The sequence below is a fragment of the Streptomyces sp. A0642 genome (assembly GCF_004795105.1).
Lineage (GTDB): Bacteria > Actinomycetota > Actinomycetes > Streptomycetales > Streptomycetaceae > Streptomyces.
The window spans coordinates 1-19,901 of record NZ_SSBL01000014.1 but is presented as its reverse complement, the minus strand read 5'-3'; the positions used below and the strand labels follow the sequence as shown (position 1 = coordinate 19,901).

25 protein-coding genes are annotated in these 19,901 nt (G+C 68.5%); 23 read left to right on the top strand and 2 right to left on the bottom strand.

Translation table 11 applies throughout. The features are described 5' to 3' along the window. Window positions 1–2 precede the first annotated feature (2 nt). From rplX to truA, 19 genes are all read left to right on the top strand, one after another. Window positions 3–326 carry a 50S ribosomal protein L24 gene (gene rplX, locus E6R60_RS22460; protein ID WP_018550616.1) on the top strand — a complete coding sequence of 108 codons (324 nt, stop codon included), beginning with the start codon at window positions 3–5 and terminating at the stop codon, window positions 324–326. Continuing rightward, entirely contained in the window at window positions 326–883 is a 558-nt protein-coding gene (gene rplE / locus E6R60_RS22455; RefSeq protein WP_014047789.1) for a 50S ribosomal protein L5, read from the top strand. The genes rplX and rplE overlap by 1 nt, the downstream gene beginning before the upstream one ends. A gap of 2 nt (window positions 884–885) precedes the next feature. Next, entirely contained in the window at window positions 886–1,071 is a 186-nt protein-coding gene (locus tag E6R60_RS22450; RefSeq protein WP_024491590.1) for a type Z 30S ribosomal protein S14, read from the top strand. 224 nt (window positions 1,072–1,295) lie between these two features. Beyond that, window positions 1,296–1,694: a 30S ribosomal protein S8 gene (rpsH, locus tag E6R60_RS22440; protein ID WP_136328432.1), complete on the top strand. Its 399-nt coding sequence runs from the start codon at window positions 1,296–1,298 to the stop codon at window positions 1,692–1,694. Window positions 1,695–1,715: 21 nt separating this feature from the next. After that, a complete protein-coding gene (gene rplF, locus E6R60_RS22435; RefSeq protein WP_136328431.1) occupies window positions 1,716–2,255 on the top strand; it encodes a 50S ribosomal protein L6 in 540 nt (179 codons plus the stop codon). Between the two features lie 3 nt (window positions 2,256–2,258). Continuing rightward, window positions 2,259–2,642 (top strand): 50S ribosomal protein L18, encoded by a 384-nt coding sequence (gene rplR / locus E6R60_RS22430; RefSeq protein WP_136328430.1) that lies wholly within the window; start codon window positions 2,259–2,261, stop codon window positions 2,640–2,642. A gap of 47 nt (window positions 2,643–2,689) precedes the next feature. Continuing rightward, the gene (rpsE, locus tag E6R60_RS22425; RefSeq protein ID WP_136328429.1) at window positions 2,690–3,295 is read left to right on the top strand and encodes a 30S ribosomal protein S5; all 606 of its coding nucleotides are present in this window, start codon (window positions 2,690–2,692) and stop codon (window positions 3,293–3,295) included. Next, entirely contained in the window at window positions 3,295–3,477 is a 183-nt protein-coding gene (rpmD, locus tag E6R60_RS22420; RefSeq protein ID WP_018550611.1) for a 50S ribosomal protein L30, read from the top strand. Before rpsE ends, rpmD begins: the two co-directional genes overlap by 1 nt. Window position 3,478: 1 nt before the next feature. Continuing rightward, a complete protein-coding gene (rplO, locus tag E6R60_RS22415; RefSeq protein ID WP_018550610.1) occupies window positions 3,479–3,934 on the top strand; it encodes a 50S ribosomal protein L15 in 456 nt (151 codons plus the stop codon). 224 nt (window positions 3,935–4,158) lie between these two features. Next, a complete protein-coding gene (gene secY / locus E6R60_RS22410; protein ID WP_136328428.1) occupies window positions 4,159–5,478 on the top strand; it encodes a preprotein translocase subunit SecY in 1,320 nt (439 codons plus the stop codon). Further along, window positions 5,478–6,134, top strand: coding sequence for an adenylate kinase (locus E6R60_RS22405; RefSeq protein WP_136328427.1), 657 nt, complete (start codon window positions 5,478–5,480; stop codon window positions 6,132–6,134). The genes secY and E6R60_RS22405 overlap by 1 nt, the downstream gene beginning before the upstream one ends. A 277-nt stretch (window positions 6,135–6,411) precedes the next feature. Further along, a complete protein-coding gene (map, locus tag E6R60_RS22395; RefSeq protein ID WP_136328426.1) occupies window positions 6,412–7,248 on the top strand; it encodes a type I methionyl aminopeptidase in 837 nt (278 codons plus the stop codon). Window positions 7,249–7,558: 310 nt separating this feature from the next. Beyond that, window positions 7,559–7,780 carry a translation initiation factor IF-1 gene (gene infA / locus E6R60_RS22390; RefSeq protein ID WP_003956442.1) on the top strand — a complete coding sequence of 74 codons (222 nt, stop codon included), beginning with the start codon at window positions 7,559–7,561 and terminating at the stop codon, window positions 7,778–7,780. A 60-nt stretch (window positions 7,781–7,840) separates the two neighbouring features. Beyond that, window positions 7,841–7,954, top strand: coding sequence for a 50S ribosomal protein L36 (gene rpmJ, locus E6R60_RS22385; RefSeq protein ID WP_003956441.1), 114 nt, complete (start codon window positions 7,841–7,843; stop codon window positions 7,952–7,954). Between the two features lie 194 nt (window positions 7,955–8,148). Then, complete coding sequence (gene rpsM, locus E6R60_RS22380) at window positions 8,149–8,529, top strand: 30S ribosomal protein S13 (RefSeq protein ID WP_014154579.1); 381 nt, start codon at window positions 8,149–8,151, stop codon at window positions 8,527–8,529. A gap of 105 nt (window positions 8,530–8,634) precedes the next feature. Next, window positions 8,635–9,039 (top strand): 30S ribosomal protein S11, encoded by a 405-nt coding sequence (gene rpsK / locus E6R60_RS22375; protein ID WP_003956432.1) that lies wholly within the window; start codon window positions 8,635–8,637, stop codon window positions 9,037–9,039. Window positions 9,040–9,175: 136 nt separating this feature from the next. Then, window positions 9,176–10,198 (top strand): DNA-directed RNA polymerase subunit alpha, encoded by a 1,023-nt coding sequence (locus E6R60_RS22370; RefSeq protein WP_024755423.1) that lies wholly within the window; start codon window positions 9,176–9,178, stop codon window positions 10,196–10,198. A gap of 266 nt (window positions 10,199–10,464) precedes the next feature. Then, a complete protein-coding gene (gene rplQ, locus E6R60_RS22365; RefSeq protein ID WP_136328425.1) occupies window positions 10,465–10,968 on the top strand; it encodes a 50S ribosomal protein L17 in 504 nt (167 codons plus the stop codon). Between the two features lie 88 nt (window positions 10,969–11,056). Then, window positions 11,057–11,911 (top strand): tRNA pseudouridine(38-40) synthase TruA, encoded by an 855-nt coding sequence (truA, locus tag E6R60_RS22360; RefSeq protein ID WP_136328424.1) that lies wholly within the window; start codon window positions 11,057–11,059, stop codon window positions 11,909–11,911. Between the two features lie 21 nt (window positions 11,912–11,932). Here the strand turns inward: truA and E6R60_RS22355 are convergent, their stop codons facing one another. Then, entirely contained in the window at window positions 11,933–13,804 is a 1,872-nt protein-coding gene (locus tag E6R60_RS22355) for a hypothetical protein (RefSeq protein WP_136328423.1), read from the bottom strand. A 25-nt stretch (window positions 13,805–13,829) separates the two neighbouring features. After that, the gene (locus E6R60_RS22350) at window positions 13,830–14,678 is read right to left on the bottom strand and encodes a hypothetical protein (protein ID WP_136328422.1); all 849 of its coding nucleotides are present in this window, start codon (window positions 14,676–14,678) and stop codon (window positions 13,830–13,832) included. A 67-nt stretch (window positions 14,679–14,745) separates the two neighbouring features. Here E6R60_RS22350 and E6R60_RS22345 point away from each other — a divergent pair, with 67 nt between their 5' ends. The 4 genes from E6R60_RS22345 (at window position 14,746) to glmM (ending at window position 19,753) form a co-directional block, all read left to right on the top strand. Next, entirely contained in the window at window positions 14,746–16,365 is a 1,620-nt protein-coding gene (locus E6R60_RS22345; protein ID WP_136328421.1) for an ATP-binding cassette domain-containing protein, read from the top strand. A gap of 846 nt (window positions 16,366–17,211) precedes the next feature. Continuing rightward, window positions 17,212–17,655, top strand: a complete 444-nt coding sequence (gene rplM / locus E6R60_RS22340; RefSeq protein ID WP_136328420.1) for a 50S ribosomal protein L13 — start codon at window positions 17,212–17,214, stop codon at window positions 17,653–17,655. Between the two features lie 45 nt (window positions 17,656–17,700). Continuing rightward, entirely contained in the window at window positions 17,701–18,228 is a 528-nt protein-coding gene (gene rpsI, locus E6R60_RS22335) for a 30S ribosomal protein S9 (RefSeq protein WP_136328419.1), read from the top strand. A gap of 166 nt (window positions 18,229–18,394) precedes the next feature. Then, window positions 18,395–19,753 carry a phosphoglucosamine mutase gene (glmM, locus tag E6R60_RS22330; RefSeq protein WP_136328418.1) on the top strand — a complete coding sequence of 453 codons (1,359 nt, stop codon included), beginning with the start codon at window positions 18,395–18,397 and terminating at the stop codon, window positions 19,751–19,753. The last annotated feature ends 148 nt before the right edge of the window (window positions 19,754–19,901 follow it).

The following is a 19,901-nucleotide window of genomic DNA, read 5'->3' as shown; positions in this document are numbered from 1 at the left end:
GCATGAAGATCAAGAAGGGCGACCTGGTTCAGGTCATCACCGGCAAGGACAAGGGCAAGCAGGGCAAGGTCATCGTTGCCTACCCCGCTCAGGACCGCGTTCTCGTCGAGGGTGTCAACCGGGTCAAGAAGCACACGAAGGCCGGTCAGACCGCTCGCGGTTCGCAGACCGGTGGCATTGTGACGACCGAGGCCCCCGTCCACGTCAGCAACGTGCAGCTGGTTGTTGAGAAGGACGGCAACAAGGTCGTTACTCGCGTCGGCTACCGCTTTGACGACGAGGGCAACAAGATCCGCGTTGCCAAGCGCACCGGTGAGGACATCTGATGACTACCACCACTGCGCCGCGTCTCAAGACGCGCTACCGCGAGGAAATCGCCGGCAAGCTGCGTGAGGAGTTCTCGTACGAGAACGTCATGCAGGTCCCCGGTCTGGTCAAGATCGTGGTCAACATGGGTGTGGGCGACGCCGCCCGCGACTCCAAGCTGATCGATGGCGCCGTGCGCGACCTCACCACGATCACCGGTCAGAAGCCGGCCGTCACCAAGGCCCGCAAGTCGATCGCGCAGTTCAAGCTGCGCGAGGGGCAGCCGATCGGCTGCCACGTCACCCTCCGTGGTGACCGCATGTGGGAGTTCCTGGACCGTACGCTGTCGCTCGCGCTTCCGCGTATCCGTGACTTCCGTGGTCTGTCGCCGAAGCAGTTCGACGGCCGTGGCAACTACACCTTCGGTCTCACGGAGCAGGTCATGTTCCACGAGATCGACCAGGACAAGATCGACCGGGTCCGGGGCATGGACATCACCGTGGTCACCACGGCGACCAATGACGACGAGGGTCGTGCCCTCCTTCGTCACCTCGGCTTCCCGTTCAAGGAGAACTGACCGTGGCGAAGAAGTCCCTGATCGCTAAGGCCGCCCGTAAGCCGAAGTTCGGCGTCCGCGGGTACACCCGCTGCCAGCGCTGCGGCCGGCCCCACTCCGTCTACCGCAAGTTCGGCCTGTGCCGCGTGTGCCTTCGTGAGATGGCTCACCGTGGCGAGCTGCCGGGCGTGACCAAGAGCTCCTGGTAATTCTCCTTCGCCCCCTGGGCGTTGGGATTACCCGGAAGCTCTCGGTAAGTATCTGGTCGGCAGGAGCCCCTCCTCGCATGCCGTAGGCTTGTGGGGTTGGGCGCCTGCCGCCCTAGACCGACTTACTACGCCGTAGGTCCCCGCACCGCACCCGTCCCACCACTGAGTGGGGAGAGGGATGGCGCATACAGGAAACCCCGGCGAGAGAGGCCGAAGGCCAACTCATGACCATGACTGATCCCATCGCAGACATGCTCACGCGTCTGCGTAACGCGAACTCGGCGTATCACGACGACGTGTCGATGCCGCACAGCAAGATCAAGTCGCACATCGCGGAGATCCTCCAGCAGGAGGGCTTCATCACCGGCTGGAAGGTCGAGGACGCAGAGGTCGGCAAGACCCTCGTTCTGGACCTGAAGTTCGGGCCGAACCGCGAGCGTTCGATCGCCGGCATCAAGCGCATTTCGAAGCCGGGTCTGCGTGTATACGCAAAGTCCACCAATCTGCCGAAGGTTCTCGGCGGCCTGGGCGTGGCGATCATCTCCACGTCCCACGGTCTCCTGACCGGCCAGCAGGCCAGCAAGAAGGGCGTAGGTGGGGAAGTCCTCGCCTACGTCTGGTAGTCGGGAACGGAGGAAAAGCTCATGTCGCGAATCGGCAAGCTCCCCATCCAGGTTCCCGCCGGTGTGGACGTCACCATCGATGGCCGTACGGTCGCGGTGAAGGGACCCAAGGGTTCCCTCTCGCACACCGTTGCCGCGCCGATCGAGGTCACCAAGGGTGAGGACGGCGTTCTGAACGTCGTCCGCCCGAACGACGAGCGTCAGAACAAGGCCCTTCACGGCCTGTCCCGCACGCTGGTGGCGAACATGATCACCGGCGTGACCCAGGGATACATCAAGGCGCTCGAGATCAGCGGTGTCGGTTACCGCGTCCAGGCGAAGGGCTCCAACCTGGAGTTCGCCCTGGGCTACAGCCACCCGATCCTCATCGAGGCCCCCGAAGGCATCACCTTCAAGGTCGAGTCGCCCACGAAGTTCACTGTCGAGGGCATCGACAAGCAGAAGGTCGGCGAGGTTTCGGCGAAGATCCGCAAGCTGCGGAAGCCTGACCCGTACAAGGCCAAGGGCGTCAAGTACGCCGGCGAGGTTATCCGCCGCAAGGTCGGAAAGGCGGGTAAGTAAGCCATGGCATACGGAGTAAAGATCGCCAAGGGCGACGCCTACAAGCGTGCCGCCCTCAAGCGCCGCCACATCCGCGTCCGGAAGCACATCTCCGGTTCGCCCGAGCGTCCGCGCTTGGTTGTGACGCGTTCCAACCGCCACATGGTCGCTCAGGTCATCGACGACATCGCGGGCCACACGCTCGCGTCGGCGTCGACCCTTGACGCTTCCATCCGCGGCGCCGAGGGTGACAAGAGCGCCCTTGCCAAGCAGGTCGGGGCCCTGGTCGCCGAGCGCGCCAAGGCCGCAGGCGTCGAGGCCGTCGTGTTTGACCGCGGTGGTAACCAGTACGCCGGGCGGATTGCCGCTCTGGCTGACGCCGCCCGTGAAGCCGGGCTGAAGTTCTAAGCCCCGGTTCCTACGCACAGCGGACGTAACAGAGAGAGGTAATTCCAATGGCTGGACCCCAGCGCCGCGGAAGCGGTGCCGGTGGCGGCGAGCGGCGGGACCGGAAGGGCCGTGACGGCGGCGCAGCTGCCGCCGAGAAGACCGCGTACGTCGAGCGCGTCGTCGCGATCAACCGTGTCGCCAAGGTCGTGAAGGGTGGTCGTCGCTTCAGCTTCACCGCGCTGGTCGTGGTGGGCGATGGTGACGGCAGCGTCGGTGTCGGATACGGCAAGGCCAAGGAAGTTCCCGCGGCCATCGCCAAGGGCGTGGAAGAGGCCAAGAAGAACTTCTTCAAGGTCCCGCGTATCCAGGGCACGATCCCTCACCCGATCCAGGGCGAGAAGGCTGCGGGCGTCGTTCTGCTCAAGCCTGCTTCCCCCGGTACCGGTGTGATCGCCGGAGGCCCGGTGCGCGCCGTTCTGGAGTGCGCCGGCGTCCACGACATCCTGTCGAAGTCGCTCGGTTCTTCGAACCCGATCAACATCGTGCACGCGACCGTGGCGGCCCTCCAGGGCCTGCAGCGTCCCGAGGAGATCGCGGCCCGCCGCGGTCTGCCCCTCGAGGACGTCGCCCCCGCGGCTCTGCTTCGTGCTCGTGCGGGAGCAGGTGCGTAATGGCCCGTCTCAAGATCACGCAGACGAAGTCGTACATCGGCAGCAAGCAGAACCACCGCGACACCCTGCGTTCGCTCGGGCTCAAGCGCCTGCACGACGTGGTTGTCAAGGAGGACCGCCCCGAGTTCCGCGGAATGGTGCACACCGTCCGCCACCTCGTGACGGTTGAGGAGGTCGACTGACATGGCGGAGAACAAGCCGCTGAAGGCGCATGACCTCCGGCCTGCCCCGGGTGCCAAGACCGCCAAGACCCGTGTGGGTCGTGGTGAGGCATCCAAGGGTAAGACCGCTGGTCGTGGTACCAAGGGCACCAAGGCCCGTTACCAGGTTCCGGAGCGCTTCGAGGGTGGGCAGATGCCCCTCCACATGCGTCTCCCGAAGCTCAAGGGCTTCAAGAACCCGTTCCGCACCGAGTACCAGGTCGTGAACCTGGACAAGCTCGCGACGCTCTACCCCGAGGGTGGAGAGGTCACGGTGGCCGACCTGGTCGCCAAGGGCGCTGTGCGCAACAACCACCTCGTCAAGGTCCTCGGACAGGGCGAGATCTCCGTGGCACTGCAGGTTTCGGTTGACGCCGTCTCCGGCTCCGCCAAGGAGAAGATCGCCGCCGCGGGCGGCACCGTCACCGAGCTCGTCTGAGACAACTCGGACCATTCGGTGGCCTGAACATCCGACCGGGGATGCCTCTCATTTGGGGCATCCCCGGTTGGTCGTTCCTAGGGGGGCATGTACGCCGGTAAGGTGGCCTCCGTTGCTGTGGTAAGCCCTGGGCGCAAGCGTCCTGGGCCCCTTTGGCTCTCACGTATTCATCGATCCTCAAGACCGTCACCTCTACGCATTGCGCGGGGGTCGCAGGAGGCACCGTGCTCACCGCGTTCGCCCGGGCGTTCAAGACGCCCGACCTGCGCAAGAAGCTGTTCTTCACGCTCGGCATCATCGTGCTCTACCGGCTCGGGGCACACATCCCGGTACCGGGAGTGAGCTACGAGAACGTCCAGACCTGTGTTGATCAGGCAAGCAAGGGCAATAACAGCCTCTTCGGCCTGGTGAACATGTTCAGCGGTGGTGCACTGCTGCAGATCACGATCTTCGCGCTCGGCATCATGCCGTACATCACGGCCAGCATCATTCTTCAGCTGCTGACCGTGGTCATTCCCCGACTCGAGGCGCTCAAGAAGGAGGGGCAGTCCGGCCAGGCGAAGATCACGCAGTACACGCGTTATCTGACGGTCGCACTCGCCATCCTGCAGGGCACCGGCCTGGTCGCGACCGCGCGCAGCGGCGCGCTCTTCAGCGGCTGCCCCGTCGCCGACCAGATCGTCCCGAACCAGTCGATGTTCACGACCATCGTCATGGTCATCACGATGACGGCCGGCACCGCCGCCGTCATGTGGCTCGGTGAGCTCATCACCGACCGCGGCATCGGCAACGGCATGTCGATCCTGATGTTCATCTCGATCGCGGCCAGCTTCCCCGGCGCCCTGTGGGCCATCAAGACGAGCGGCAAGCTCGCGGACGGCTGGATCGAGTTCGCCACCGTCATCCTGATCGGCTTCGTGATGGTGGCCCTCGTCGTCTTCGTCGAGCAGGCCCAGCGCCGCATCCCGGTGCAGTACGCGAAGCGCATGATCGGCCGCCGGTCGTACGGCGGTACGTCCACGTACATCCCGTTGAAGGTGAACCAGGCGGGTGTGATTCCCGTCATCTTCGCTTCTTCGCTGCTCTACATCCCGGCCCTGATCGTCCAGTTCTCCAACTCCACTGCGGGCTGGGCGGTCTGGATCCAGGACCACTTCGTCAAGGGAACCCACCCGTACTACCTGACGACGTACTTCCTGCTGATCGTGTTCTTCGCGTTCTTCTACGTGGCGATCTCGTTCAACCCCGAGGAAGTCGCCGACAACATGAAGAAGTATGGTGGCTTCGTCCCGGGTATCCGGGCCGGTCGACCTACTGCCGAGTACCTGAGCTACGTGCTCAACAGGATCACTTGGCCGGGATCGCTGTACCTGGGTCTGATCGCTCTTGTGCCGACGATGGCGTTGGCAGGCTTCGGCGGAGCCAACCAGAACTTCCCGTTCGGCGGGACGAGCATCCTCATCATCGTGGGTGTGGGTCTGGAGACCGTGAAGCAGATCGAGAGTCAGCTCCAGCAGCGCAATTACGAAGGGTTCCTCCGCTGATGCGAATCGTCCTCGTCGGCCCGCCGGGTGCCGGCAAGGGAACGCAGGCTGCGTACCTTGCCAAGAACCTGTCGATTCCGCACATCTCCACGGGCGACCTCTTCCGCGCCAACATCAGCCAGGGCACCGACCTTGGCAAGCAGGCCCGCGCCTACATGGACGCGGGACAGCTGGTGCCGGACGAGGTCACGATCGGGATGGCCAAGGACCGCATGTCCCAGCCGGACGCGGTCAACGGCTTCCTGCTCGACGGCTTCCCGCGCAACGTGGGCCAGGCCGAGGCTCTCGATGTGATGCTCAAGGACGAGGGCGTAAAGCTGGACGCGGTGCTCGACCTCGAGGTACCCGAGGACGAGGTCGTGAAGCGGATCGCGGGCCGCCGGGTCTGCCGCAACGAGAGCGCGCACGTGTTCCACGTGACGTACAACCCGCCGAAGACCGAGGGTGTCTGCGACATCTGCGGCGGCGAGCTGTACCAGCGCGACGACGACAGCGAAGAGACGGTCCGCACCCGGCTCGAGGTCTACCACACGCAGACCGAGCCGATCATCGACTACTACAGGGCCCAGGACCTGGTGGTCACCATCTCCGCGCTCGGCAAGGTCACCGAGGTGACCGAGCGGGCCATGGAGGCTCTGAAGTCCGACAAGGGCTGAGGCACACCCGTAGTACCAGCAGTGCAGTCGGCCGCGGCGTCCTTGGGCGCCGCGGCCGACTGCTTGCCGCCGTATCGTTGACCTAGCGGGGCCGGCACTCGGGGGCGGCGTCGCGGGGCCGGGGGCACGCATCTGCGGCGCTGTCGTCAGTCGACGACGCTCCGCGTTGCCTCTCTCCTCCGCCTTGCAGCTGCCCGCCCCCAGCCCCGCTCCTTCTCCCGCCCCCGAGCGCCGGCCCCGCCGGGCCGTCCCCGCTCATGCAGAAAGGCGCCGTGCAATGGTGCAGATCAAGACCCCCGAGCAGATCGCGAAGATGCGTGAGGCGGGGCTGGTGGTCGCCGCCATTCACGCCGCCACCCGCGAGGCGGCGGTGCCCGGCGCCACCACCCAGGACCTGGACCAGGTCGCGCGCAAGGTGATCGCCGACCACGGGGCGAAGTCGAACTTCCTCGGGTACGGCGGATTCCCCGCGACCATCTGCACCTCGGTGAACGAGGTGGTCGTCCACGGCATCCCGGACGACAAGACCGTCCTCAAGGACGGCGACATCATCTCCATCGACGCCGGCGCGATCATCGACGGCTGGCACGGCGACGCCGCCTACACGGCCTTCGTCGGCACCGGTCACGCTCCGGAGCTCATCGAGCTCTCCCGGGTGACCGAGGAGTCGATGTGGGCCGGCATCGCGGCGATGAAGGTGAACAACCGCCTGGTCGACATCTCGAAGGCGATCGAGTCCTACATCCGCCGCCAGCCCCGTCCGGCGACCGGAAAGTACGGGATCATCGAGGACTACGGCGGGCACGGCATCGGCACCGAGATGCACATGGACCCGCACCTGCTGAACTACGTCTCCCGCAAGCGCGGCAAGGGCGTCAAGCTGGTCCCGGGCCTCTGCCTGGCCATCGAGCCGATGGTCTCCCTCGGCACGGCCCGTACGGAGGTGCTGGAGGACGAGTGGACCGTCATCACCACCGACGGCACCTGGTCCTCCCACTGGGAGCACTCCATCGCCCTCACGGAGCAGGGCCCGCTGGTCCTGACCGCTCCGGACTGCGGCCGCGAGAAGCTGGCGCAGTACGGGGTGGAGGCGGCGCCCGACCCGTTGGGGTGAGTGGCGTCCGGCGGGCGGAGTCCGGCGCAGCGGGCCGAAGCCTGTGAGGCGCCCCGGCGCCGAGCCGCGAGGGCTGCGTGGAGGAGGGGCCGGGGTGGAGGCGGCGCCCGACCCCCTGGGGTGAGGCGTCCCCAACCCCCGGGGGGATTGGGGGCCGGCGCGAGGTCTAAGGATCTCCCGCGGTGGGCAAACTTGACGGATTCGTCTTTTGGAGTCCGCTGACGTAGACTGACTCGTCGGCTCTCGTGCATCCGTGTGTCCACATACGAGTGACGAAGTCGATCAAGGTAGCCGATTCGAAAGGCGAAGCGTGGCCAAGAAGCAAGGTGCCATCGAAATTGAGGGCACCGTGATCGAGTCCCTCCCGAACGCCATGTTCAAGGTGGAACTCCAGAACGGTCACAAGGTCCTCGCGCACATCTCCGGCAAGATGCGGATGCACTACATCCGAATCCTTCCGGACGACCGGGTCGTGGTGGAGCTCTCCCCGTACGACCTGACGCGTGGCCGGATCGTCTACCGCTACAAGTAGATCTTGCCCACATCTCGCTTCGGCGGGGTGCTGGCACTGACCCGGAGAACCTGACATCCCATGAAGGTCAAGCCGAGCGTCAAGAAGATCTGCGACAAGTGCAAGGTGATCCGCCGTCACGGTCGGGTCATGGTCATCTGCGACAACCTGCGCCACAAGCAGCGCCAGGGCTGACGCACGACCCCCTCGCATCTCGCAGTACTTCGCGCGACGCACGTAAACGTACATACGCAGTGCCCGTCCAAGCCACGGCTGACGACACCTCCGGCGGGGGCCGGGGACCCGGGCGTACCACCTCTCCCAGCGAGAGGTCGGCGGTCGGGAGTGGCGCTGCGGAAGACCCCCGAAATAACAACTGGAGCCATTGAATGGCACGCGTTTCAGGTGTTGACATCCCGCGCGAAAAGCGCGTGGAGGTTGCCCTCACCTACGTCTTCGGCATCGGGCGCACCCGGTCCAAGGAGATCCTCGCCGCCGCAGGCGTGAACCCGAACACCCGCGTTCGTGACCTGGCCGAAGAGGACCTGGTCAAGATCCGCGAGTACGTGGACGCCAACCTCCGCACCGAGGGTGACCTTCGCCGCGAGATCCAGGGCGACATCCGCCGCAAGATCGAGATCGGCTGCTACCAGGGCATCCGTCACCGTCGCGGTCTGCCGGTCCACGGCCAGCGCACCAGCACGAACGCCCGTACCCGCAAGGGTCCGCGTCGCGCGATCGCCGGTAAGAAGAAGCCGGGCAAGAAGTAGTCCTCAGCGGACGTACTGCGAGCGTCCGGTCCGCCGGGCCTCCGCAGCAACCAGCGGTCTTCGCTGTAGGACCGATCACCTCCCCTCTCCATCTGGAGTCAAGACATGCCCCCCAAGGGTCGTCAGGGCGCAGCCAAGAAGGTGCGTCGCAAGGAAAAGAAGAACGTCGCTCACGGGCACGCCCACATCAAGAGCACGTTCAACAACACCATCGTCTCGATCACGGACCCCTCGGGCAACGTGATCTCCTGGGCCTCCGCCGGCCACGTCGGCTTCAAGGGCTCGCGCAAGTCGACCCCCTTCGCCGCGCAGATGGCCGCCGAGTCGGCCGCCCGCCGCGCGCAGGAGCACGGCATGCGCAAGGTTGACGTCTTCGTCAAGGGTCCGGGCTCCGGCCGCGAGACCGCGATCCGCTCCCTGCAGGCCACGGGCCTGGAGGTCGGTTCGATCCAGGACGTCACCCCGACGCCGCACAACGGCTGCCGTCCGCCGAAGCGTCGCCGCGTCTGATGCGTCACGGCCGGTGACGGCCGTGCGTCAGTAGCGTGGGTACGGGCGGTACGCCCCCTACGGGGTGTGCCGCCCGTATCCTTGTTTCATCTGTCGGGTGTCAAATAGTGGGCGCCCACGACTGAAGGATTCACACATGCTTATCGCTCAGCGTCCGTCGCTGACCGAAGAGGTCGTTGACGAGTTCCGCTCGCGGTTCGTCATCGAGCCGCTGGAGCCGGGCTTCGGCTACACGCTCGGCAACTCCCTGCGTCGCACGCTCCTCTCCTCGATCCCGGGTGCCGCTGTCACCAGCATCCGCATCGACGGTGTCCTGCACGAGTTCACCACCGTGCCGGGCGTCAAGGAGGACGTGACCGATCTCATCCTCAACATCAAGCAGCTGGTCGTCTCCTCGGAGCACGACGAGCCGGTCGTGATGTACCTGCGCAAGCAGGGCCCCGGCCTGGTCACCGCTGCCGACATCGCCCCGCCGGCCGGTGTCGAGGTCCACAACCCGGACCTCGTCCTGGCCACGCTGAACGGCAAGGGCAAGCTGGAGATGGAGCTGACCGTCGAGCGCGGTCGCGGTTACGTCTCCGCCGTCCAGAACAAGCAGGCGGGCCAGGAGATCGGCCGTATTCCGGTCGACTCCATCTACTCGCCGGTGCTCAAGGTCACGTACAAGGTCGAGGCGACCCGTGTCGAGCAGCGGACCGACTTCGACAAGCTGATCGTCGACGTCGAGACCAAGCAGGCCATGCGTCCCCGTGACGCCATGGCGTCGGCCGGTAAGACCCTGGTCGAGCTGTTCGGTCTGGCGCGCGAGCTCAACATCGACGCCGAGGGCATCGACATGGGCCCCTCGCCCACGGACGCCGCGCTCGCCGCCGATCTGGCGCTGCCGATCGAGGAGCTGGAGCTCACGGTCCGCTCGTACAACTGCCTCAAGCGCGAGGGCATCCACTCGGTGGGCGAGCTCGTGGCCCGCTCCGAGGCGGACCTGCTCGACATCCGCAACTTCGGTGCGAAGTCGATCGACGAGGTCAAGGCGAAGCTGGCCGGTATGGGCCTGGCGCTGAAGGACTCGCCTCCCGGCTTCGACCCGACCGCTGCCGCGGACGCGTTCGGCGCGGACGACGACGCGGACGCCGGTTTCGTGGAGACCGAGCAGTACTAGTACGCCTCCGGCTGGGGTGCCCGGATTCACGGGCGCCCCGGACCGGGCGGGGGCTTTGTCCCCAATCGCCGGACGGGCTTGAACGGGCTCGGCGAGCCGGAGACGGCTCGGGCGTGAGGGCACGTCCTCAATCGCCGGACGGGCTTGGTTTTGGCTGATGTCAGAATTCGAGCGCGGGCGGCGGATACGACTTCCGTGTGGCGACCGCCGCGCGGGAACTGACACCGGTACCTGATACGGCCGGTGCAGCACACAAGGAGAAAACCATGCCTCAGCCCGCCAAGGGTGCCCGTCTGGGCGGCAGCGCTGCGCACGAGAAGCTTCTTCTCAACAACCTCGCGAAGTCGCTGTTCGAGCACGGCCGCATCACCACGACCGAGGCCAAGGCCCGCCGCCTGCGTCCGGTCGCCGAGCGTTTCATCACCAAGGCGAAGAAGGGCGACATCCACAACCGTCGCCTGGTGCTGCAGTCGATCACGGACAAGGGCATCGTGCACACGCTCTTCACCGAGATCGCCCCGCGGTACGAGAACCGCCCCGGTGGTTACACCCGCATCACCAAGATCGGCAACCGTCGTGGCGACAACGCCCCGATGGCCGTCATCGAGCTGGTCGAGGCCCTGACCGTGGCGCAGGCTGCCACCGGTGAGGCCGAGGCCGCCACGAAGCGTGCGGTCAAGGAAGACGCCCTCAAGAAGGACGAGACCCCGGTCGAGTCCGTCGAGGACGCCAAGCCGGCCGAGGCCGACGAGGAGTCGAAGGACGCCTGAGCGTTCTGACCTCTGGACGGGCCCGCATCACCCTTCGGGGCGGTGCGGGCCCGTTCCGCTGTGCAGGGATCTTGAGAGGAACGCTGGTGTGAGTGACGTGGTGGAGCCCGGCTTCGTACGGGTGCGGCTGGACCTGGCCTATGACGGCAAGGACTTCTCGGGCTGGGCGAAGCAGACCGGCCGGCGGACCGTGCAGGGGGAGATCGAGGATGCGCTGCGGACCGTGACCCGCTCCTCGCGCACCTACGACCTGACCGTGGCCGGACGCACCGATGCGGGCGTGCACGCCCGGGGCCAGGTCGCCCATGCGGACCTGCCGGCCGAGGTGTGGGCCGAGCACGCCGAGAAGCTGCTGCGGCGCATGGCCGGGCGGATGGCTCCCGATGTACGGATCCGGCGCATCGAAGAGGCGCCCGCCGGGTTCAACGCCCGCTTCTCGGCCCTGTGGCGCCGGTACGCGTACCGGATCTCGGACGCGCCCGGCGGGGTCGATCCGCTGGTGCGCGGTCATGTTCTGTGGCACGACCGGGAGTTGGATCTCGGGGCGATGAACGCGGCGGCGGCGCGCATGACGGGGGAGCACGACTTCGCCGCGTACTGCAAGAAGCGTGAGGGCGCGACGACCATCCGGACCCTGCAGAAGCTGAGCTGGGTCCGTGACGAGGCGTCCGGAATCATCACGGGGACCGTCCAGGCCGACGCCTTCTGCCACAACATGGTGCGGGCGCTGGTGGGGGCGATGCTGTTCGTCGGCGACGGGCGCCGCCCATACCCGTGGCCGGCCGAGGTCCTCGGCGCCCGGGTGCGCGACCCCGGGGTCCACGTCGTGCGGCCGCACGGGCTGACGCTGGAGGAAGTCGCCTACCCGGCCGACGAGTTGCTCGCGGCCAGGGCGGTGGAGGCCCGCAACGTGCGGACGCTCCCGGAGGCGGGCTGCTGCTGACGCGCGGTCAGGGACGGGCTCTCAGGCAGCTGTACGTCTCCGGCGGCGCAGCGCGGCCGTGAGGACGCCCGCCAGGTACAGGGCCGCGCCGCTCAGCAGCGACGAGCGGAACCAGCCGATCCGCGGGCTCCACCAGGAGAAGACCGCGGCCGCGCCGACGGCGGCCAGGGCCGCGCTGCGGGTCAGCCACCAACGGGCCGTCCGTGGGGCGCCGTCGCCGGACTCGGGCGGATGACTGCCCGTGCTCGTCGTCATCGTGTCGCGCATCCCCGCCAGGAGGGAGCGGCGGGCCTGCACCCGGGCGCCGGGGAGTTCGCCGAGGATCTCCGTGTCCCCGCCGAAGCCCGGCGGGACCGGCGGAAGGCCGAGGGCGGTGACCAGATCGGCCTGGTGGCGGACCGGGTCGCCGGTGGCGCGCAGGATGTGGGCCAGCGGACGCGGATCCGCCACCCCGAAGAGCCGGGCGAGCTCCCCGGCGACGGCCTTCACGTCGGCGTGGTCCGGGGCGGGGGACTCGGCGTCCCACGTGTGCGTCGCGCGCTGCCGGCCCTGGTGGAGGGCGGTGACGGTGCAGCGCTCGGGGGTGCGGTGCAGGACCAGCGCCGGCCAGCTCTCGCCGGTCGTGAAGGTCTCCGCCGCCGAGGTCAGCGGCTCCTCCGGGAGCAGCGCCGCGCGCCGGCCGCGGGCGGCCTCGGGGACCACCTCCACATAGCTGGAGCCCTCTCCCGCAGGGGCCGTACGCAAGGAGAAGCCGCAGAGCAGAGCGGCCTGGGCCACGGCGGCCGGAGGCGCGGGGACGATCGCGACCGCGCGCGGGGCGAGGTCCGCCCAGTCGGGGGTGGTGGCGGGCGGCTCGGGCGGGCGGCCGAACAGCGGGATGCGTGCGGCCAGGTCCAGCTGGACGTCGGACCGGGCCTCCAGGAACTCGGTACGGGGGTCGCCGAGCCGGTTCCACGGGTGCTCGGTGGCATGGACCCCGATGGCGCGGAACACGTCGAGCGCCTCGTCCGGCCGGTCGCACAGGATCAGCATCAGGGCCAGGTCGTTGCGGAAGCCGGCCGCCTCCCGGTCGCCCGCCCCGGCGTAGGTGTCGGACAGGCTCAGGGCCCGGGCGATGGCCGCCTCCACCCTGGGCCCGTACGGGTCGGGGTCCTCGGGTCCGTCTGCCTCGGAGAGCCGGTACTCCAGCGCCGCCCGGAGCGGCAGCGCGTGCAGCTTCGAGCCGGGCGGAGCGGAGGCGGCCACCCGTTCCGCGTACCGGAACATCTCCTCGTGCGAGCCGTACCACTTGGCGCACAGGTACTCGAGTGCCTGGGCGTGGCAGCCGTAGTGGTGCGGGTCACGGGCCTCGGCCTCGGCGAGATACGCGTCGAAGACCTCGCGCGGGGCCTGCATGCCACGAGCGTGGGTGAGTGCGATCCGCCACGGGACCGGGTCGGCGGGGTTGAGCTCGGCCGCCGCGCCGATGACCGGCACCGCGTCCTCCAGGAGCGCGAAGAACGCCTGGAACTGGTCCCGTTCGACGTCCCTCGCGCGGGAGCCCGTCCGCACCTTCCACGCCTGGTGCAGGTGGAAGTCGGCGACGACGAGGAGGGCGTCGGGGTCGTCGGGGGACTCCGCCACCCAGGCGTCCAGCCAGCCGTCGTGGTGCAGTGCCGTCCGGGCCAGCCGGCTCACGTACGCGTCCCTGCGCTCCCACTGCGCGTGCACCCTCGTCGAGGCGAGGAGTTCGCGCGCGGGGGCGTGGTCACCCGCCGTCGCCGCGGTGAGCGCGGCGCGCAGCGGGGCGTCCGGGGGGTCCAGGACCACCGCCTCGTCGGGGGCCAGGCCGATCCCGATCGCATCGCGGTGGCGCAGGATGCGCAGGAACGAGACCAGGAAGACGAGACGCACGGCAGCGGTCCTCCGCATCCGGGAATCAGGTGGTGGGAGCGGTGGCCGCCTGAGAGGCCTGGACCTCGCCCCGGCGGCGGATCTGGCGGAAGGTGAAGTCCGTCAGGTCGTCGCCCACGGCGAACACGTTCCCGTCGCTCCTCGTGACGTTCTTGCCGCTGGTGAAGCCGCCGACCGTGAAGTAGGCGTACCGGCCGTAGGAGTTGGCCGTACGGCGGCAGACGGCGCCGCCCCGGCAGAACGTCGGCACTCCCGAACCGCTCAGCGACGCCAGGCCCCCGCTGGCCTCCTGGGCTGCCTTCTTGGCCTGGGCCTCCGTCTCGAAGACCGCGAGGCCGATGGTCACGGCCACCCCGTTCCGGGCGTACGTCGCCCGGATGACCTGGTCACAGCCGTTCTTCGTCAGGATCGAGCCCAGCGCGCCCTGGGTGGTCGTGGCGCACTTCTCCGTGCGGTGCGTCGCGCCCTTGGAGTAGACGCGGTCCCCCATCGTCAGCTTCCTGCCCGGGAAGAAGGCGTCCACCGTGACGGGCGCCCGGTCCTTCCTCACGTCGGATATGTAGTCCTTGGGGTCCGGCGGAGGCGCCGGGGCGACCGACGAGAACGACGGCTCCGGCTGCGCCGTCTCGCTCGGCAGAGCGGTCGCCGACGGCAGCTCGCTCGCGTTCTTCCCGGACGCGCCGCCCGAGCCGTCCGTCGAGATGACCGCCGTCGCCACGATCGCGGCGACCACGGCGGTGGCCAGCGCGCCCCCGCCGATCATCAGCCACCTCTTGCGCCGCGCGCGCGCCGCCGATGCCTCGGCCAGTGCCGCCCAGTCCGGTGTCCCCGTGCCCCCGGGCCCCCAGGAGGGCCCCCCTTGCCCAAAGCTCATGCGGCGAATCCTAGACGGAAGGTAATCCGGTTGGGCCAGGGCTTCGCGGCCCGTGACAATGCTGTGCATGGGACATCTTGAAGCAGGCCATCTCGAGTACTACCTACCGGACGGGCGGGTGCTGCTCGGCGATGCTTCGTTCCGCGTCGCGGACGGCGCGGTGGTCGCCCTCGTCGGGGCGAACGGCGCCGGGAAGACCACGCTGCTCCGGCTGCTCGCCGGGGAGCTCCAGCCGCACGGCGGCTCCGTCTCGGTGAGCGGCGGACTCGGCGTGATGCAGCAGTTCGTCGGCTCCGTACGCGACGAGCGCACGGTGCGGGACCTCCTGGTATCCGTCGCCCAGCCCCGGATCCGCGAGGCCGCGCAGGCGGTCGACCGGGCCGAGGAACTGATCCTCACCACCGACGACGAGGCCGCGCAGATGACGTACGCGCAGGCGCTGAGCGACTGGGCGGAGGCGCGCGGATACGAGGCCGAGACGGTCTGGGACATGTGCACCATGGCCGCGCTCGGCGTCCCGTACGAGAAGGCGCAATGGCGCGAGGTGCGCACCCTGTCCGGTGGTGAGCAGAAGCGGCTCGTGCTGGAAGCGCTGCTGCGCGGCCCCGACGAGGTGCTGCTGCTCGACGAGCCGGACAACTACCTCGACGTCCCCGGCAAGCGCTGGCTGGAGGAGAAGCTGAAGGAGACCCGCAAGACGGTCCTCTTCGTCTCCCACGACCGGGAACTGCTCTCCCGCGCCGCCGAGAAGATCGTCAGCGTGGAGCCCAGCCCGGCCGGCAGCGACGTCTGGGTCCACGGCGGTGGCTTCGCCACCTACCACCAGGCCCGCAAGGAACGGTTCGCCCGCTTCGAGGAACTGCTGCGCCGCTGGGAAGAGGAGCACGCCCGGCTGAAGGCGCTCGTCCTGCGGATGCGGCAGCAGGCCGCCAACAGCCCGGACATGGCCAACCGCTACCACGCGATGCAGACCCGCTTCAAGAAGTTCGAGGAGGCCGGCCCGCCGCCGGAGCCGCCGCGCGAGCAGGACATCAAGATGCGGCTGCGCGGCGGGCGGACCGGGGTACGGGCGGTGACCTGCAAGAACCTGGAGCTCACCGGCCTGATGAAACCGTTCGACCTGGAGATCTACTACGGGGAACGGGTCGCCGTCCTCGGCTCCAACGGATCGGGCAAATCGCACTTCCTCCGCCTGCTGGCCGGCGAGCCGGTGGCACACACGGGGGAGTGGAAGCTCGGGGCGAGAGTCGTGCCCGGCCACTTCGCGCAGACCCACGCCCACCCGGAACTGCTCGGCAGGACGCTCGTCGACATCCTGTGGACGGAGCAGGCCAAGGACCGGGGCGGAGCGATGTCCGTGCTGCGGCGGTACGAGCTGGAGCGGCAGGGGGACCAGCCCTTCGAGAAGCTGTCCGGCGGGCAGCAGGCCCGCTTCCAGATCCTGCTCCTGGAGCTGGCCGGCACGACCGCGCTGCTCCTGGACGAGCCGACCGACAACCTGGACCTGGAATCGGCGGAGGCCCTCCAGGACGGGCTCGAGGTGTACGACGGGACGGTGATGGCCGTCACCCACGACCGGTGGTTCGCGAAGTCCTTCGACCGGTACCTGGTGTTCGGCTCGGACGGGTTCGTACGCGAGACGACGGAGCCGGTGTGGGACGAGCGGCGGGTGGAGCGGGCGCGGTAGCGGTGTTCTGCGCGGTGCCCCTTGCGGTGTGCGGTTCCCCTTGCGGGGTGGCGGTGCTCCGCGGTGCTCCGTGCTTCGGCGCGCCGGTTCCGTCCTCAAGCGCCGGACGGGCTGTGGTGGTGCGGGTGCGTCGTGTTGTGCGGGTGTTCGCCTCTGTCCGGTGGGTGGGGGTGGGGGCCCTCCGGGGAGACTCCTCAGAAATGGCGTGTGCGGGCGGGTGGGAAAACGACCCGAGTCGTACGCCATTTCCTGCGGGGACTCCCCTGCACGCCCCCACCCGGCATCGTCTGCGTCTGCGCACCGGCCCTGCGACTGTCGCAGACGCACGGCGGGCGGGTTCGGGGGCGTGCAGGGGAGTCCCCGCAGGACGACGAACATCGACCCGGGTCCGCTGCGTACCCGCCGAACGTTCGTCGTTTGAGGAGACGCCCCGGAGGGACCCCGAACCCCCACCCACCCGGGTACCGCGCCTCGGCAACGCGGAGCACCCGCACCACCCAAGCCCGTCCGGCGTTTGAGGACGGAACCCCGCGCCAAGGGGGACCCGCACCCCCGCGAGGGGGACCCGCACCCCCGTGAGGGGGACCCCGCACCCCCGTGAGGGGGACCCGCACCCCCGTGAGGGGAGCCGTTTTGACCCGTCCGGGCGGGGCGGGGTACTGTCAGGGATTGTTATACGTATTGGCTTCGTCGTTCTCACGCGAAGGGCCTTACGTAGGTTCCCTGGAGCAGTTACCAGTGGCTCGCATACGGGCAGCGTCCCGGCATTGTGTGCCCCAGCTGCATGATCGCTTCAGAGGTGCCATGTGTCTGGACCCCATCCACTGAAGAAGCGAAGGCTACGAAGTGCGTACGTACAGCCCCAAGCCCGGCGATGTCACTCGCCAGTGGCACATCATTGACGCTGAGGACATCGTCCTCGGCCGTCTGGCCACCACGGCTGCGAACCTCCTCCGAGGCAAGCACAAGGCGATCTACGCCCCCCACATGGACATGGGCGACTTCGTCATCATCATCAACGCCGACAAGGTTCACCTGTCGGGCAACAAGAAGACCCAGAAGATGGCGTACCGCCACTCCGGGTTCCCGGGTGGTCTCCGCTCGGTTCGTTACGACGAGCTGCTCGCGAAGAACCCCGAGAAGGCCGTCGAGAAGGCCATCAAGGGCATGATCCCCAAGAACACCCTGGGCCGTCAGATGATCTCGAAGCTGAAGGTCTACGCGGGCGACCAGCACCCGCACGCTGCGCAGCAGCCGGTGCCGTTCGAGATCACCCAGGTCGCGCAGTAGTTCCGGCCTCCCCCAAAAGACGTAAAGAAAGATCTGAGGAGAATCGTGGCCGAGACCACTGCAGAGACGCCCGTCGAGGGCACCGAGGGCGAAGAGACCTTCGCCGAGGTGACCACCTTCGAGTCGGAGGTCCCCGTCGAGGGTGAGTACACCTCCGAGTCGCTCGCTGGCCGCTTCGGCGACCCGCAGCCCGCGGCCGGCCTTGGCCGTCGCAAGAACGCCATCGCCCGCGTCCGGATCATCCCGGGCACCGGCAAGTGGAAGATCAACGGTCGCACCCTTGAGGACTACTTCCCCAACAAGGTGCACCAGCAGGAAGTCAACGAGCCCTTCAAGGTGCTCGAGCTCGACGGTCGCTACGACGTCGTGGCCCGCATCTCGGGTGGCGGTGTCTCCGGTCAGGCCGGTGCCCTGCGCCTCGGTGTGGCCCGCTCGCTGAACGAGGCGGACGTGGACAACAACCGCGCCACGCTGAAGAAGGCCGGCTTCCTCTCCCGCGACGACCGTGCGGTCGAGCGCAAGAAGGCCGGTCTCAAGAAGGCCCGTAAGGCCCCGCAGTACAGCAAGCGCTAAACCGCCTGCTCAACCGCGTTACACGTTCGCCCCGGCGGCACACCTCGTGCTGCCGGGGCGTTCGTTTATTGACAGCCTCGGGCATATAACGGCATAAGGCGTTCATAGGCTTGTTGCTTACTTCGTCTGAATTTTTTGCGTTTCGGAGCACCTTCGGAGGACACCAGTGGGACGACTCTTCGGCACGGACGGCGTGCGCGGTGTCGCGAATGCGGACCTGACGGCCGAGCTCGCGCTCGGCCTGTCGGTCGCGGCGGCACACGTACTGGCCGAGGCAGGCACCTTCGAGGGCCATCGGCCGACGGCCGTGGTCGGCCGCGACCCCCGCGCCTCCGGAGAGTTCCTGGAGGCCGCCGTGGTGGCCGGCCTCGCCAGCGCGGGCGTCGACGTCCTGCGCGTCGGCGTACTGCCGACCCCGGCTGTGGCCTACCTGACCGGCGCCCTGGGCGCCGACATCGGCGTGATGCTCTCCGCCAGCCACAACGCGATGCCGGACAACGGTGTCAAGTTCTTCGCCCGCGGCGGCCACAAGCTCGCCGACGAGCTGGAGGACCGCATCGAGACGGTGTACGAGCAGCACCGCACCGGCGAGCCGTGGGCGCGTCCCACCGGCGCCGGCGTGGGCCGGATCAGCGACTACGCCGAGGGCTTCGACCGTTACGTCGCCCACCTCATCGGGGTGCTCCCCAACCGCCTCGACGGCCTGAAGGTCGTCCTGGACGAGGCGCACGGCGCGGCCGCGCACGTCTCGCCCGAGGCGTTCGCCCGGGCCGGCGCCGAGGTCGTCACGATCGGCGCCGAGCCGGACGGCCTCAACATCAACGACGGCTGCGGCTCCACCCACCTGGCGCTGCTCCGCGCCGCCGTCGTCGCGCACGGGGCCGACCTCGGCATCGCCCACGACGGCGACGCCGACCGCTGCCTGGCGGTGGACGCGGCGGGCGAGGAGATCGACGGCGACCAGATCCTCGCCGTGCTGGCCCTCGCCATGCGCGAGGCCGGACAGCTGCGCAAGGACACCGTGGTCGGCACCGTGATGTCGAACCTCGGCTTCAAGATCGCCATGGAGCGCGAGGGCATCCAGCTCGTCCAGACGGCCGTCGGCGACCGCTACGTCCTGGAGTCGATGAAGGCCGAGGGGTACGCCCTGGGCGGCGAGCAGTCCGGACACGTCATCGTCCTGGACCACGCCACGACCGGTGACGGGACGCTGACCGGTCTGATGCTGGCGGCCCGGGTCGCCGCCACCGGCCGTTCGCTCGCCGAGCTGGCCGGGGTGATGGAGCGCCTGCCCCAGGTCCTCGTCAACGTGCCGGACGTCGACAAGTCCCGCGTGGGCACCTCCCCGGAGCTGGCCACGGCCGTCGCCGAGGCCGAGCGCGAGCTGGGCGCCACCGGCCGGGTGCTGCTGCGCCAGTCGGGTACCGAGCCGCTGGTGCGGGTCATGGTCGAGGCGGCCGACATCGAGCAGGCGCGCGCGGTGGCCGGCCGGCTGGCCGACGTGGTGAAGTCGGCGCTCGGCTAGGGCGTGTTTCGAAAGTAGCGGCGTCCGCCCGGAGGGCGGGCTCGGCGGCGTCTGGTGCGTGCGATCGCAAGGCGGAGGGTCGCCCCGATACTGGCTGTATCGGGGCGACCCCGACAACGCGGCGAGCAATGGGGTCTCCCCTGCTCGA